Raw genomic sequence first — 16,436 nt, 5'->3', positions numbered from 1 at the left:
TCGCCCCCACATTCCCAGCAGCGGAGTTCCGCCCCATGGCCGACAGCACTCCTTCCTCCGGGTCCCCCACCTACGACCCGGACGACTACTTCGCCCAGGCCGTCACCGACTTCACCGGCTACACGATCCCGACCCGGTCGAGCCTGTTCACCAAGCTCAGCAGCAAGAACGACGACACCTTCGCCAACCTCAAGCTGTTCCGGATGGAGATCTCCGGCATGGACATGAGGTCGGTGACCGCGGCCGACTACTCGGCGATCGGCGGCTGGCACGTCAACAGCGGCGAGGACTACGACCTGGCCTTCTACGACGCCGGCGGCGACGGCGCGCACAGCAGCGTGGACATGAAGAAGGCCCGGATCGTGATGATCGGCGTCACCGTCGACGAGAACGGCCGCGCCACGCTCTGGAACGGCGGGGACATCGTCGGCGGCGGCGCGTTCGAGGGCTCGTACACGCACACCCAGTGGGACTCGGGGCCGATGGCCCAGTACATCTCGGGCAGCAAGCTGGTCCTCGACCACATCCTGTCGTCGCCGTACTCGACCCAGGGCTTCTCCTACAGCGGGCTGTCGGTCGTCGACGCCAACGCCGTCGACATGCTCTCCTTCGAGACCACCGGACAGTCCTTCGACCGGGTGGTGCAGTTCTTCAAGGACCACTCGGACATCGTCAACCAGTGGATGACCTCGCTCGGCGAGGACCAGGCGGCCTGGAAGGGCAAGGCGGCCAGCCTCTTCTGGCATCTGCTGGACGAGCTGAAGACCAACTACGACGGCTACGTCTCCCAGTTGGGCGGCAGCGACTACACGGCGACCAACAGCACCCTCGGCGGCTACGTCCCGAAGTCGAAGCTGAGCGACGCGCTGGCCGCCGCGCAACTCGCGCTGAAGAACGCGATCACCACCCTCCAGGCCGCGTGGACCGACTGGGCGTCGGACGGCCAGCACGACCCGCACTACCACGTGAAGAAGATCCTCGACCAGATCAGTCAGTGGGTCATCAACAACAACATCAACCACGTGCTCTCGTCGGACTGGGTCAGCGGGGAAGCCAGTGGCACGAGTTACTCCACCGACGCCAACTTCAAGCAGACCGTCCCCGAGTACGGCGACCTCACCCAGGCGACCACCTGGTCGAAGGTCGCCGACGCCGCCGTCAAGAGCTGGTCGGACCACGCGGACTCCAAGCTCAAGCAGCCGTCCATCGACGCGCTCAGCAATGTGAAGAACGCCTGGGCCGACGTCGAGGACGCCTTCGCCCAGGAGGTCAAGAACAAGAACAACGAGACGCTCTCCGAGGTCCTCCAGAAGGAGGAGAACGAGATCGCCGAGGACAAGGCGAACGAGGCCAACGACAAGCTCAACGACAACCTGGACAACCTCGGGAACAACCTCAACAACCTCGGCGACAACCTGAACAACCTCAACGACAACGTGAACGACAACCTCAACAACCTGGGGGACAACCTCAACAACCTCAACGACGGCCTGAACGACAACCTCAACGACATCGGCGACGGCCTCAACAACTTCGGCACGAACCTCAGCACCAACCTCAACGACGGCCTCAACAACATCGGCGACGGCCTGAATTCCAGCCTGAACAACCTGAACGACGACCTCGGCAACAGCCTGAACAACGTCGGCAGCGGGCTCGACGACCTCAACACCAACAGCCTTCTGAACGGCGACGGTTCGGGCGGCGGCAACGACCTGAGCAACCTCGCAAGCAGCCTGCTGAGCCCCTCGCTCCTGAACCCCAACGACACCACCAAGAACGGCTCGACCACGCTCAACTCCCCGACCGGGGGCACCACCCAGCTCAACGGCGACGGCAGCCTCACCACCACGTTCCCGGACGGCTCCACCCAGACCATCGACCCGTCGACCGGCCTGGTCACCACCACCAACCCGGACGGCACCACCTCGGTCTCCCAGCTCAACCCGGGCAGCACCATCACCAACCCGGACGGCTCGACCACCACCCTGAACGACGACGGCACCCTCACCACCAAGTTCCCCGACGGCACGAGCCAGACCCTCGACCCGACCACCGGCCAGGTCAGCACGCTCAACCCCGACGGCACCACCTCGCTGTCGCAGCTCAACCCGACCGCCGGCTCCTTCACCACCCCGGACGGCTCGACGGCCCAGCTCAACGCCGACGGTTCGCTGACCACGCACTTCCCGGACGGCTCCACCGAGACGCTCAACCCGGACACCGGTCAGGTCTCGGTCACCGACCCCTCGGGCCACGTCACCACCACGCACCTCAACCCGGGCGACACCTTCACCAACCCGGACGGCTCCACCACCACGCTCAACAACGACGGCACGCTCACCACGAAGTTCCCGGACGGCTCCGTCCAGACCCTCAACCCGGACACCGGCGCGCTCACCACCACCGACCCCTCGGGCCACACGACCACCACCGACATCGACGGCACCGGCCTCCCCTCGTCCTCGATCGACACCAGCGGCCTCAACGGCAGCAACATCGACACGAGCGGGCTGAACAACGGCAGCAGCCTCGACACCAGCGGCCTGAACACGACCACGACCGGCCTCAACGGCGGCGGACTCGGCGGCGGCAGCAGCCTCAACACGTCCGGCAGCGGCCTGGATTCGAGCCTCGACAGCGGCTACGACGACTACGACAGCACCCCCTACACCGGCGGCCCGCTGCGCTCCGACGCCCTCGACGCCAGCACCCTCGCCGCCGCCTCCACCGGCGAGCAGAGCGCGGCGTCCGGCGGCACCCCCCTCAACCCGATGGGGATGGGCGGCATGGGAGGCATGGGGGGCGGCGGAATGGGAGGCGGAGGCGGCGGACAGGGCGGCACCACCGAACGCACCCGGGCCGTCCTCACCGACCCGTCCAACACCTCCACCCGGCGCGGCCGGAACAACCGGGCCGCATCCGTGGACGAGGACGAGGACATCGTGCTGACCCGGCCCACCACGTCCAGCGCCCCCTACCCGGTGGGCGGTCCCGGCACCAACGGCGCCGGGCAGAACGGCCGCTCCACGGAGAGCGGCGACCGCGCCCGGGACGCGTGGCTCACCGAGGACGAGGACGTCTGGGGCACGGACGAGGGCGGTTCGCCGGCGGTGATCGGCAGATGAACACGGGACGTTCCGTCCGGGCCGGCGCGCGAGGTGCCGGATGAGCAGCGAGTCGATCGGGCAGAAGCTGGCCAAGGCGATGGCCGAACTGGAGGCCACCGAGGCCGCGGTGGCCCGCGCCGAGAGCGAACTCGCCCACGCCGAGAGCACGGTGCGCTCCGCGGACCGCGCCGTCGAGGTGACCGTCAGCGCGCAGGGCGACCTGCGCGCCGTGACCTTCCTGGGCGACAAGTACCGCACCATGCCCGCCGGTCAGCTCGCCGCGAGCGTGCTGGAGGCGGTGCAGGAGGCACGGGCCCGGATGGCCCGGCACGTCATGTCCACCTTCGAGCCGTTCACCCAGGCCAACCCCGAGGCGCCCGAGATCGCCGGCTTCGACGTGGACTGGAACAAGATCTTCGGGCCCGGTGTGCTGGAGGGCCCCAAGGGCGGCCGACGGCGCGGGGCCGGCCGGCTCCGCGACGAGATCAGCGAAGACCCGGAGGACTGAGAAGACGATGTCGAACGCCTACTCCGCCAGCCCGGCGGCGCTCATCGCCGGTACCCGGCAGATCGAGCAGATCAGCCGGCTGGCCAACGAGATGATCAGCGAGTTCATCACCGATGTGTCGTCCACCTCCGGCTGGCCCGGACACGACGACGACTTCGCCAAGCAGATGCGGCCGCAGGAGAAGGAACAGCGGGAGGGCTCCGTCACCACCGGCTCGTCCCTGTCCGAGGCCATCGTCAGCATCGGCGACGGCACCCTCACCAACCTCAAGAGCGTGCTGGGCACCCAGAACGGCGTACTGGACGCCATCCACGACTCCAGCACCGGCGACACCAACACCGGTTCGCACAACGGAAAGCACTGACGCGGCGGACCGCCCCTGATGACCATCCACGCGACGCCCCAGCTGAACAACCTGTTGTTCGTGCTCATCGGCGAGAAGTTCCTCCAGGCCGACGAGGACATGGCCTACGCCAACGGCAAGCCGTACGAGCGGCTGGGCCGGCGTATGCGTGACCTCTCGGACCTGATCGAGCAGACCGCCGGTGGGGTGGGGCGCGCGCTGCCGCCGCAGGTCGGGAACAACTATGTGCGGGCGATGCACATGTTCCTCGACAGCGACGGCGTCAACTACCTGAAGGAGTTCGCCGACCAGCTCGACGGCATCGGGCAGTCCCGCACCAAGTCCTCCATGGACATCATGGAGTCCAAGTGGCAGATCATTGCCGAACTGGTGCGGCTGCTCATCGAGTTGATGGTCATCGCGGTGCTCTCCGCCTTCACCGGCGGTTCCGCCTCCAGTCAGGCCGCGGTGGCGAAGGCCCGCAGCCGGGTCGCCATTCTCACGCTGATGGACTGGCTGCTGAAGAAGACGCATCTGCTGCCGAGCCTCACCGAGGCGATCGAGGAGGCGTTCACCACCTTCGCGGTACGGCTGGCCATGATGCTCGGCGCGCCCAAGGGCCGCCGCCCGCACGGCTTCGACTGGTCGCAGATCGTCCAGGACGGTGTCTTCGGCGCGTTCACCGGCCTGTTCCACGGCCTGCTCACGGACGTCGGCAAATACCTGAAGAAGAACCTCAAGAACATCTTCAACGGCCACAACCCGTTCAAGGACATCACGGGCAACGGGGCGAAGTTCAACAAGAAGTTCGACAACCCCGACATCAACACCAAGCCCAAACCGAAGCCGACCCCCACGCCGAACCCGAAGACCACGCCCACCCCGACCCCGCACCTCACGCCGACCCCGACGCCCACACCGAAGCCGAAGAGCTTCGGCGACAAGCTGAAGCACGAACTCGGCGAGGACTTCGAGCACTTCGTCACCGAGGGCGGCGCGGAGACCCTCGGCGAGATCGCCACGGCGTCCATCTACGGCTTCCCCATCGACTCCCTGAACACCTTCCTGGGCGGCGGGCTCAGCTCGATCAGCGAACGCCATCTCGGCCAGGGCGCGAGCGCGTTGGGCGGCAAGTTCAACTTCAACACCCCGACGCCGGTGAACACCCTGGGCACCGCGAACGTCCCGAACGAGTCCGCCCCCGACCCCGACACGGACACCGTCACCTCGAAGAACACCCCGTCCTCGAACTCGCCCACCACGACGGGCCCCGCCCCGGTCAACACGACCTCGAACAACGGCAGTTCCTCGACGATCAACACCCCCCAACGCACCTCCACGAACACCGCGCCGCCCCGCTCGACCGACCTCGACACGGACCTCACCGACATCGACACCGATTCCGACATCGACATCGATACCGGCACGCACTTCGACGAGGTGAAGGTCGGCGGGGGAGACCTGTCGAGCAATGTCCCGCACGGGACTACGAGCACGACTACGAGTACGAGCACGACTACGAGTACGTCGGGTGGGGGCGGTCAGCAGGGCGACACCTCGGACACCTCGACTCCGGTGTCCTCGCCGGACGTTCCGGTCGCGCCGGTCGCCAGTGGATCCAACACCGGTGTCGTACCGCCGAGTACGAACACGAACACGACCGGGTCCGGTGTTCCCACGCAGAGCGGTACCAACTCGGGTAACCCCGCGTCCAGTTCAAGTACGTCCTCGAACTCCGGGGGCAACCCCCGTACGACGACATCGGGGCGCCCGGAGAGCACGACGTCCGACGGTGACACCGTCAGCACGGACACCACACACGGCACCGACGCCGTTCCGAACTCCGATCCCGGCGTCGACAGCAACCGCAGCACCGATCCCGCCCCCCTCCCGAGCGACACCCACACCGGCACCGACCTCCCCACGCCGGTCACCACCACCTCCAGCAACAGCGCGCCGCCCACGACCAGTTCGGTGCCGGACAGTGATCCCGCGCCCGAGACGGTGCCGTCGTCCCACTCCAGCACCGTCACTCCGGCGCCGACGCCCGTGCACACCTCCTCGGAGGTCTCGTCCGATCCGGTGCCGGACAACACGCTCACGCCCACCCCTACCCCCGCCCCCGCACCCGTGGTTCTCACCCCCTCCGTGAACCCCAACACCGCCCCTGAGCCCGGCAGTTATGCGGACTCGCGGGCCGGGGCGACGCCCTCGGAGCGGAGTCATACCTGGGTCGACCCGGTGTCCCGGCCGCTCGGGGCGGACGGTGCGCGGACGCAGTACGTCGTGCGGGCCGGTTTCGCCGTGCGGCGGTTCAGTCACGACGGTGAGCCGGTCACCGATCTCACCGTCACCTACCAGCTCACCGGCGACCCGGGGCTGGGACCACAGGTCGACGGCGTCCAGCAGCGGCTGACGGACGGTGTGCAGCGGGTGTTCAACACCCCGGGCCACAGGCTGGGGGACGGGAGCCGACTGCACGTCACCGTCGTACCGGCCGCTCCCGGTGAGACGGCGCATCTCGACGTCACGCTCACCGACCCGGCGGACGGCGCTCCGGCCACCCACCACTCGTGGCCGGCCGACATCTCCGACTCCGACCTGGCCCACGAGGTCGGCCACCAGCTCGGACTGCGCGACGAGAGCGGCTTCGACTCGTCAGCCCCGCACCGCGGCGGTACGGCCAGCCTCATGGGCGACCCGACGCTGTTCACGCCCGCGGCGGACCCGTCGTACACCTCGGGCGGGCTGCGGCCCCGGCACCTCGCGCTGATCGGCACCCTGGTCGGCGACCCCGCCGACGACCACCTGGGGACCGGCGCCGGTCCGCGGGGACCGGTCAAGGGCGCGCTCGGCGCGGACCCGCCCGCCCCGGTCAAGCCGACCACCGACGCGACCGACACTGGACCGACCCCGGTGGCCACCACTTCCACGCACACGGACCCGACACACACCGCTCCGTCAGAGGCAGAGCCAGAAGTAGAGCCAGAAACAGAGCCAGAGGTCGAGACGGAGACCGAGCCCGTCCCGCTGGTCCTGCCGGTCCCGGAGATCACCCTGACTACCCCGGAGGGCGACCTCACCGCGCCCACCGAGCCGCCCGGCCGTCCCTCCTACCTGGGCGGCTACGGGCAGCGGCACGACGGCCAGGTGGGGCTGGTCATGATGGAGCCGTTCTCGCCGGACCTGGTCGACGGGCTGCACCGCCAGGTGCTCACCGCGCTCGGCAGGCCGAACCCGGGCCCGGACGACGCCGTGCACGCGCAACTCCGTGACGTGCTGTCGGAGCAGCAACTGACGCAGAACATGCCGTATCTGCGCAGTCTCGGCGGTCACCGGATCGTCGTGGACGTCGACGGCGTCCGCCGGGAGGTGGACGTACGGCTGGCGCTCGACAACAGGCGGCCGTCCGTACGGCAGGGCGCGCTCGACACGAGCGATCCCGACAAGCATGTGGAGCGGCGCGGACAGGGCACCCGGGAGATCGTCTCCGCGCAGCCGTCCGGCACGTTCTCGACGCTTCCGGTGCCGTGGACCCTCTCGGTGCCGGTCGGTGCGGCGGGCGTGGTCCGCGGGGTGGACATCGCGCTGTCCGCGACCATCACCCACAACCAGTTGGAAGGCTCGGCCACCGTCACCCAGGTCGTGCAGACCACCAGCGCCCAGCGCAGCAACGAGCCCTCCCGCGCCTACGACTTCACCGACAACTGGCAGGTGCGCGTGGACGCGCCGTCCGCGACCACCGACGTAACCGACGCAACTGACGCAACCGATACGGCAGTTGCGCACGACTGGAGTCCGGCCGAGCAGCACGGGTCGGTCACCGTCTGGTTCCCGCAGCACCTCGTGGACGCCGACCGGGAGCACGGCCAGGCACTGCCCGCGCCCGCCGAACTCCGGCAACTGCCCATCTACGGCGTGGACTCGGTGCTGAACCCGCGGCGGCTGTACGAGGGTGCCGCCGACAACTTCGCCGACGACCTGGACGCCACGTCATCGGCCCAACTCGCGGACTTCCTGAGCGAATCGATCCTGCGGGGCACGCTGCCGATGCAGGTCGACGGCGGGCTGTACTCGCCGGTGCTCACCGACGCGCACGGACGCGCGGTCGGCATGATGCGGCTGGACGCGCGGGTCACCGGCAACACCCCGGTGGCCAAGAGCCTCGACAAGAAGATCAACCTTGAGAGCCATGTCGTCAACGTGGTCAAGAACGACCAGAACACGACGTTCACCAGCGGGGTGACCCTGGCCGGGACCGTCGGCCCGACCTTCACGACCGACCACCGCGCGGGGCACCCGGACGCCTCCCACGGCATCGGCGGCACCGTCAACGCCAAGGGCACCGCCTCCCTCGCGGCGCAGAACGCGTTCGGCACCAGTTCCGTCGCGGGCACGATGCACGCGGTGCGCACCAACCGCAGCCATCTGCTGACCGAGGCCGACGTCGAGTACACCCTCACCCTGTTCCGGCCCGACGGCACCATCTCTGCCTATACGCCCGGGAGTTGGACCCACGCGCTCGATCTTCGGGTGCTCAGCGACGCGGATGCCAGGGGCCATGTGCCGACGCCGGACGAGGTCCGCGCGCTGCCGCACGAGCTGGCGACACTGGAGTCGATCGGGCAGTCCACCGCACCGCTCGGCGTGGACGGTACGGCCACGCTGTTCGCGGACGCGGAGACCTGGCTGCGGGACAACGGCTTCCTGCCCCCGGCGCCACCGGCGGAGGGGACCGCGCCGCAGCGGAGCCGACTGCCCGACGAGAAGCTCGTGCAGGCCCAGTTGAACAATCTGCGGCGGTTGCGGGAGCTGCGCTCCCCGCTCGGGCTGCGCGCGGCGACCGACTCCATGGTGGACGGCGGCCACTCGCTGTTCCTGGAGATCCCCGCGATCACCGGGCGCCGCCGGGTACGGCTCGAACTGGGCGCCCAGCACATCGCGGGCGAGCAGCCGACGCACCGCACGGTACTGCCCGACATCCAGGTCATGGGCCTGGCACAGGGCGGAGGCGGCGGCACCGCGCGGCTCGGCAACACCTACGGCGGCGGCCTCGGAGCCGGCGGCGGGCTCAACGGGCCCACCCCGCACGGGGGTTCATGGACCCTGAACGGAACCGGCGACTACCAGTACGTCGGCCAGGCCACGCTCGGCAACACCACCGGCAGCACCCTCGGCCACGACCAGTTCTTCATCGCCAGCGGGCAGGACACCCACGAGTTCGCGATTCCGGCCCGCATCACACTCGACCTGTACGAGGGCCCGGGCCAGGAACCGGTGACCCGGTTCGGCGACGCGCTGCCCGGGCCAGGCCCCGCGGACGACGCGGAGGCCGCCCGCACGCCGGGTGTCGCGGGCACGGTCCGGCTCGCCGTACCGCACGGGCGGACCGTGGACGCCCCGGAGCCCGCGCCGGCCGCCGTGCCGTACACCGTGCGGCAGGTCCAGCCGCTGGACACCGCGCGGCTGGCCATGACGGTCACGGGCGACGACGGGCAGCCGCATCCGCACCCGGACGTGGTCCGCGTCCCGGACGACGCGCTGATCGACGTGGTGCGCGGTTCGGCGGCGCTCCAGGACGCCTTCCGCCAGATAGTCACCGGAGCGCATGCCAATGCCAATGCCAATGCCAATGCCAACGCCGGTGACGGCAACGGCGCCGCCCCCGCCCCCGCCGGTCCGCCCGGGCGGATCTCCCGGCTGGTCGGAGGTGTCACCGACTTCCTGAGCAGCTCGCTGGTCGGCAGCCCGTTCGCCGACACCACCACCGTGAGCGCCGAGTCCCGCACCACCGCGCTCTCGCCCGGCGCGCTGGTCGGCCGCGGACACCAGATCTTCAGCGGCACCTACGTGGTCGAGGGACTGACGCTGCCCGGGCTCGGCGCCGACGGCCAGCTCGCGATCGAGATCGAGGCCGTCGCCCACACACCCCGCCACACACAGAGCCTGAACCAGTACCTGGAGACCGGCATCTCCGCCGCCGACACGGCGCAGCAGAGCAAGGGCCTCAGCAAGTCCCACCAGTTCGGCCTCGGCGGCTCGGCCACCCAGAACAACCCGCCGGCTCCCGCCCCCGTGGAGGGGCAGCCCGCCACCCCGGCACCCACGCCGTCCCGCTTCAACCCGTCGGGCCGCTACCAGTACGACCGCAAGATCGACAGGCCCGACACCCTCACCAGCACCACCGCCACCAACCGGACCCCCACCCAGTCCGGCCTCCAGCACCGGATCACGGCCGACGTCACCTACGTGATCACCGTACGGTCCGGACACCGCAACGTGTTCGCCAACTCCCTCGGGTTCGGGCCCGGAGAGACCGTCAAGCTCGCCGTGGACGTGCCGCGCGGGCTCCAGTTCCTGATGACGGAGAGTCAACTCCGGCGCGACGCACGGTGGATGGACGCCGTCACCCCCCAACTGCCCGTCCCGTCCACGCTCGGACAGACGAGCCCGTCACTGCCCGAGCGCTACGTCCGCGACGGCACCCTCGGCCTGGCCACGGTCAACTCGGTCACCGAACTCTCCGACCGGGGAACGGGCCCGACGCCGACCCCGCAGACCGAGCAGCGCTCCCGACTCCAGAACGACGTACGGCAGTTGGTGGACCGCTACGCCCCCGGCGTGACCACCCCCGGCCACGCCTCCTACCTGCCCGGCGTCGCCGCGCTGATCGCCGACAACACCGGGGTCGCCGGGAAGCGGGCGCTGATCGGACGCGGCGGCGGACAGGCCAGGTTCAGTTTCCGCCACCACCGGTTCGGCGGCTCGGCCCTCGTCGAGGTGACGTTCTCGGCACGCGCCACGACCAACTCCGCGAACCGGGGCGGCATACGGGGCACCGCGGTGCCGGGCGACAAGTCCGGTATCGAGCAGTGGGGTTCGCACACGGCGGACGGCCGCTCGCTCTCCTCCTCGGGCAGTCGGCAGCACCGCTTCACCTTCAACCCGACGGCCCGTTTCACCCGCCCCGACGCCGACGACCGCACGGACCGCCTCGGCCCCTCCGCGAGCCTGGCCACCACCTCCGGCAAGGTCGCCAAGCAGGGCCGCACCGCCGAGGACCGCTACTGGCTGCGCACCGACAGCGCCGCCGACTTCGACGACCTGGACTACGAGTTGGTCGCCACGGTCCGCTCCACGATGGTCGTCGACTGGCCGCCCAACGTGCTGGGCGCGCTGGTGCAGCGCGGGGTCATCGCCTGGGACGCCGCCGACGCGCCGACCCGCTCCTGGCTCAGCCGCACCCTCTCCGGCGAACTCGGCGACCAGGTACGGGTACCGGCCCGGGTGAGCCTGCGCTTCACCGGCAGCGAGACGAACGGCCCACCCGCGCTGCCCGCACCCCCGCCGCCCACGCTGTCCCGCGTCGACCCCCGCCAACTGACCGACAGCACACCCGCGTTGCGCGACGCGGACCTGTTCCACCCCACCGGCAACGTCCCGGTCTACGGCTTCGACGCCTGGAGCCAGCTGTACACCGCCCTCGACGAGGTGGCCCCGGCCACCGGCAGCGGCTGGCGCTCCCTGCCGGCCTCGACCTCCGACGAGAACGCGTCCGTACGGCTCGGCGAACTCATCCAGGCCGGCACGCTCTCGCTGGACACGCCCCGTCAGGTCGGCGGCATGCTGCCGACGATGCCGGGCGCGTTCCCGTTCCGCGACGCCCCGGACCAACGGCCCACCCTCACCGTCTCGTTGTACCGGCCCCGGGCGGTCACCGACGGCGGCGACGTGACCCTCGACCGGCTGCGGATCAGCTCGGAGAACAGCGGCACGGTCTCCGGCGGCGACACCACCAGCGGGCTGGCGCTGCCGTTCGTCCTGAGCGCCGACGACCCCGACCGCAACCTCCTCGGCGTGACCCCGCCACTGCTCCAACGGCCCCTGCACGCAAGCAACTTCGGCAGCACCGTCTCCGGCGGGCGTCGCGACTGGCTCAAGACCGGCAGCACCAGCCTGCCCGCCGACGGCCGAGGCACCCGCAGCTACGAGGTCCGCGCCGACGTACACATCGAGGTCTCCGGCCCCGACGGCGTCCGCCATGTCACCGGCACGGCCACGATCCGCGTCGAGGAACGCGACGCCCTCGGCCACGGCATCACCGACCCCCGTCCGGTGCCCCGCGTCTACGACCTCCCGGCCCTGCTCACCGCGGGCACCGGCATCGCGCCGGAGAACTGGGCGACGACACCGCTGCGGGACGTGACGCGCATCCTGGCCAAGGGCGTCGAGCCCAAGGACAAGGGATACCAACTCTGGGTGGCCACCGGCCCCGACCCGGACGGCTCCCGCCTGACCCTCGCCCTCTACGGCGCCTCCCGGGTGGCCCGGGCCCAGGGCCACCCGGTGGAACTGGTCACCCGGGGCCCCGAGGGCCTGCGCATCTGGCCCTTCGACCCGGATGGCACGCTCACCGGACCGACGGCGGACCGGACAGGGACAGGGACGGGTACGGGTACGGGGACTGTCGCTCCGGGCTCCACCGGAGTCGCGGCCCTGGACCGGGCATGGACCGCCTTCGAGAACGCCGCCGAGGTGTTCGACCAGGCCGAGCACGACCACGCCGCGGCGCTCCACGACGAGGACGTGCAGCGGGGGCTGCGGGGCGACGCGCAGGCCGCCCTGGACGCGGCAGCCGCCGAACTGAGGGACGCGGCCACCGACGCCGATCTGACCGACACGGCCGCGACCACCGCCGAGCAACTGGCGGACCAGGCCGAACAGCACCTCCACGACCTCAACACCCGCATCGGCACCCTGGTCGGCGAGATCTCCGACGCCCGCCTCACCACCGGCCCGCTTCGCGACGCGGTCGCCGAGGGCGAGCGCGGCGAGATCCGTCTCGCCGCCCAGCTCAATACCGCCCGCCGCAACCTGACGGACCTCACCGAACGCGCCGCCGCGGCGGCGGCCCAGACACCGACGGCCCCCACCCCCGCCGTAGACCCCCGTCTCGCGCAGCAGATCGGCGAAGTCACCGCTGAGGTCGGCAAGTTGAACGCCGATCACGCGGCGGTGCGGGCCGGGCTGACACGGGACCGGGCCACGCTCCAGGACACCGAGGCCCGACTGCGGCGCGACGAGGACGCCCTGCGTGAGGCGCGGGCACAGCTCCCGGGCGTCCGGAGCACGGCCGACACCCTGCGCGCGAACGCGGACACGGCTCGCGGACACGCACAGGACGCGGCCCGGGTCCACGAGGACACCCGCGAGACCCACGACCAGGCGGAGCAGGTGCTCCGCGAGATCGACGACCGGATCGGCAACGCCCTCGGCAGGCGCGACGACGCCGCGGCCCGCCGGGTGTCGGCGGAGACGGCGCTGCCCAGGGCGACCGGCCCGGTGCTGGCCGCCGCCCCCTCGACGCTCCCCACCTCACACTCGACGCTGGCCTCCGTCGCCCCTCGTTGGCCGGGCTCGGGCCGCCCCCGTACAGCGGGCCCGTCCACCGGCAACACACCGCACGCCGGCGACATGGCACCCGCCGGCGACACGCGTCCCGCCGGTGACGGGGACATCGCCGCCACCGGAAACGAGAACCCGGGCGGCGACGCGCTCTCGGCCGAGACCACCACCGATCCCACCACCGACCCGATCATCACCGACCCGATCACCGACCCGATCACCGACCCGGTCATCACCGATCCGATCGTCACCGATCCGATCATCGCCACCACCTCCGAACAGGACAGCGCGTTCGACGCCCTGGTCGGCGGCAACTCGGGCCAGGGCAGCGGCAGTACGTCCGCCGACCCGCACACCGCGCCGACAGGCGACACGGACCACGCGTCGCACCGCCGTATCGCGTCCCGGCCCCCGGCCTTCCAAAGGCGGCGGGCCCGAGGGAACGCGGTCGACACCCGCGGCGACGGCCGTTGCATGCTCTACACGTTCATCGGCACCGACCCGCAGCGGGTCCGCGACACCTTGCCCAGACTGCGCGAAGAGGCCCCGGAGACCTACGCCTGGCTCAGCCGGCCCAGTCAAGTCCGCGCCGGACTGCACGAGTTCACCCACTGGGATGCCGAGACCTCCCCGATGCCCCGGGCCGGCCACCATCTGATGGCCGCGGCGGACCGGCTGCGCAACCTCGCCGATCAGCGACTGCTGGAGGCCCACGTCACGCGCCCGTTGCCGCCCGAGGTGGTGGGCCAGGTACGGCAGGCGCTCGTGAGCTGGTTCTCGAATCGCACCGAGGACATGGACCGAGCCGAACTCCTCAACACCCTCGGCGAGTACGGCATCGAAGGGGTGACGGAGCCGGAGCAGCTGAACGATCTCGACACGCGCTACATCGAGGCGTTGACCGCGGACAACGGGACCGGCCCGGCGACGCCCGGCGCCCCGGCCATGTTCGACTATCTGCGCGACACCGGCCGACTGCCCACGCTGAACGACCTCTCCGACGACCAGCTCCGCACGCTGCTCGGGCAGGGCTACACCGTGAGCGAGGCACAGTTCACCGATGCCGAACTGGCCCACGTGGTGGACGCCGTCGACAAGTGGGCCGAGAGATACGAGAACGACGAGGCAGAGGTGTTCCTCCCCCTGCTCGCGGACACCCTGAACCTGGCCGTGGAGGTACTCCGGCCGGGCCCGACGGCCACCACGTCCACGGTGACCCTCATGGGACCGGCCACCGCAACCCGGGTCATCGAGGTCCACTACACCAACCTCAACCACTACAGCGCGACCGACGCCGAGATCCTGGTCATCGACCCGGCGACCATCACCCCGCCGAGCGCGCCCCGGGGTCCCGAGGACGCCAACAGCGTTCAGCCGGGCGGTCGTTACCGTCCCGCGCCCACTCGTGACGCCGCTGACGACGTGCCCGCGTCTCGTGTCGCCGACCCCGCGTCCAAGGACGACTGGTTCGGGCTGCGTGCGTATGCCCGTCCGGCTGTGCACAGTACGGAGCGTTTCGATCCGCACGCGGACCAGTCCAGCCCGCCGCGTCCAGGAGTTCTCAGCGGTGCAACGACCCTCGTCCGTACGAGCATTCGCCGTATCCAGGCACCCAACGGCCAGTGGGTCCGGGACTACACGCTCAACCTCCCGGTCGCCACCAACGACCCTTCCCTCACCCAGCAGTTCAAGGACCGCATCACCGGTCTCCTGGACGCACACCTCAACTCCGGCCTGGAGCTGCCCAGTTCAGGCGATCAGCTGCACATCACCCTCAACCTGATCGACGACCCGTCCCACCCCGAGGCGATCACCCTCACCGACACCACCGACCCGGCCCGCGCCGACCAACTCCACCTGGACCTGGGCCACTCGGACGCGGACCTGCTCCACGAAGCCCTGCACTACCTGGGCCTGCCCGACGAGCAGCGCGACAACGACTTCCTCCTCCGCAACCACCCCAACAGCATGACGGTCCGCACCACGGGCCTGATGGCCGACACCCAGAGCCCCGTCCACATCCCCGGCCGCTACCTCCGCACCATCGAGAACGTCACGGCATCCGGTCCTCAACTCCACGACCACGCGGGCCAGTTGGCGAATGGTCCCGTCCAGGACCCCGACACCACCCCCATCCCCGCGGACGGCAATCTCACCTGGCCCACCTCCCAGGCTCCTACCGTCCCGCCGCCCGCGCGGGTCCAACTCCCGTCGACGTACGTGGCGTCGTACGGTGCGCTGCCGGACGGGACGGTCGGGTTGGTGTACGCGGAGCCGTTCTCCGACGAGGTGATCGCAGGGTTGCACGGGCAGGTCTACGAGGCGCTCGGGCTGGATGCCGACAACCCGCCCGAGGCGGTGCGTGATCAGGTGCGGGACGTCCTGAGCCGCGAGAGCCTCGCGCTCCAACTGCCGTATCTGCGCTCGAACGGCGGGTATCGCGTCACGGTCCGGGTCGACGGGCGTGATCGCACCGTCGACGTACAGCTGACGTTGTCCGATGCCCGGAGGTCGTTGCGGCAGGGGCGTTACGACGCGCGGGACGCGGACAAGCATGTCGAGCGGCGTGGGTTCGGTACGCGGGAGAACTTCTCCAGTCAGCCGTCGGGGACGTATCGAACGGTGCAGGTGCCGTGGACCGGTTCGTGGCCGATCACGGCGCCGATCGCGGTGCGGGCGGTGGACGGATCGGTGACGGTCTCCCTTACCCACAACCAGGCCAGTGACGCGACGACCGTCACGCAGGCTGTTCAGACGACCTCGGCCCAGCGTTCCAACGAGCCTTCTGATCCAGTGGAGTTCACCACCCGGTGGCGGGTGCGCGTCGATGCCCCGGCGGCAGACGGGTGGAGCGCGCCGGTGTCGCACGGCTCGACCACGATCTGGTTTCCCCGGCACCTCACCACCGACGACCCCGCGCCGGGTTCGCTGCCGGCGCCCGCCGATCCGGCCGGACTCCCGCTCTACGGCGTCGACTCGGTGATCGACCCCAGGGCTCTGTACGAGCATGTCCATCAGACCTTCCACGCGGATCTCGACGACACGGCGGCGGGGCAGGTCGCGGACTTCC

Annotated in this window: 4 protein-coding genes (1 of these 4 running past the window's edge); all 4 read left to right on the top strand. The window is 70.4% G+C overall.

What is annotated here, in order from left to right:
• Positions 1 to 35 precede the first annotated feature (35 nt).
• Tightly spaced (at most 40 nt apart), the 4 genes in view from ACWIHT_RS11010 to ACWIHT_RS10995 form a layout consistent with a single transcriptional unit that may run on beyond the window.
• Positions 36 to 3,128, top strand: coding sequence for an AAWKG family protein (locus ACWIHT_RS11010; protein WP_456166701.1), 3,093 nt, complete (start codon positions 36 to 38; stop codon positions 3,126 to 3,128).
• Between the two features lie 40 nt (positions 3,129 to 3,168).
• Entirely contained in the window at positions 3,169 to 3,618 is a 450-nt protein-coding gene (locus ACWIHT_RS11005; protein WP_456166699.1) for a YbaB/EbfC family nucleoid-associated protein, read from the top strand.
• Positions 3,619 to 3,625: 7 nt separating this feature from the next.
• Positions 3,626 to 3,982 carry a hypothetical protein gene (locus ACWIHT_RS11000; RefSeq protein WP_200717344.1) on the top strand — a complete coding sequence of 119 codons (357 nt, stop codon included), beginning with the start codon at positions 3,626 to 3,628 and terminating at the stop codon, positions 3,980 to 3,982.
• An 18-nt stretch (positions 3,983 to 4,000) separates the two neighbouring features.
• A protein-coding gene (locus tag ACWIHT_RS10995; RefSeq protein WP_456166697.1) for a hypothetical protein crosses the window boundary here: on the top strand, positions 4,001 to 16,436 show its 5' portion. The gene runs 23,501 nt beyond the window's last position; only the first 12,436 of its 35,937 coding nucleotides appear in the window; it begins with the start codon at positions 4,001 to 4,003; its stop codon lies beyond the right edge, outside the window.

The sequence above is a fragment of the Streptomyces sp. NPDC002276 genome (assembly GCF_053891435.1).
The sequence above is the reverse complement of the archived record's forward strand: the minus strand, read 5'-3'. Positions and strand labels throughout refer to the sequence as shown.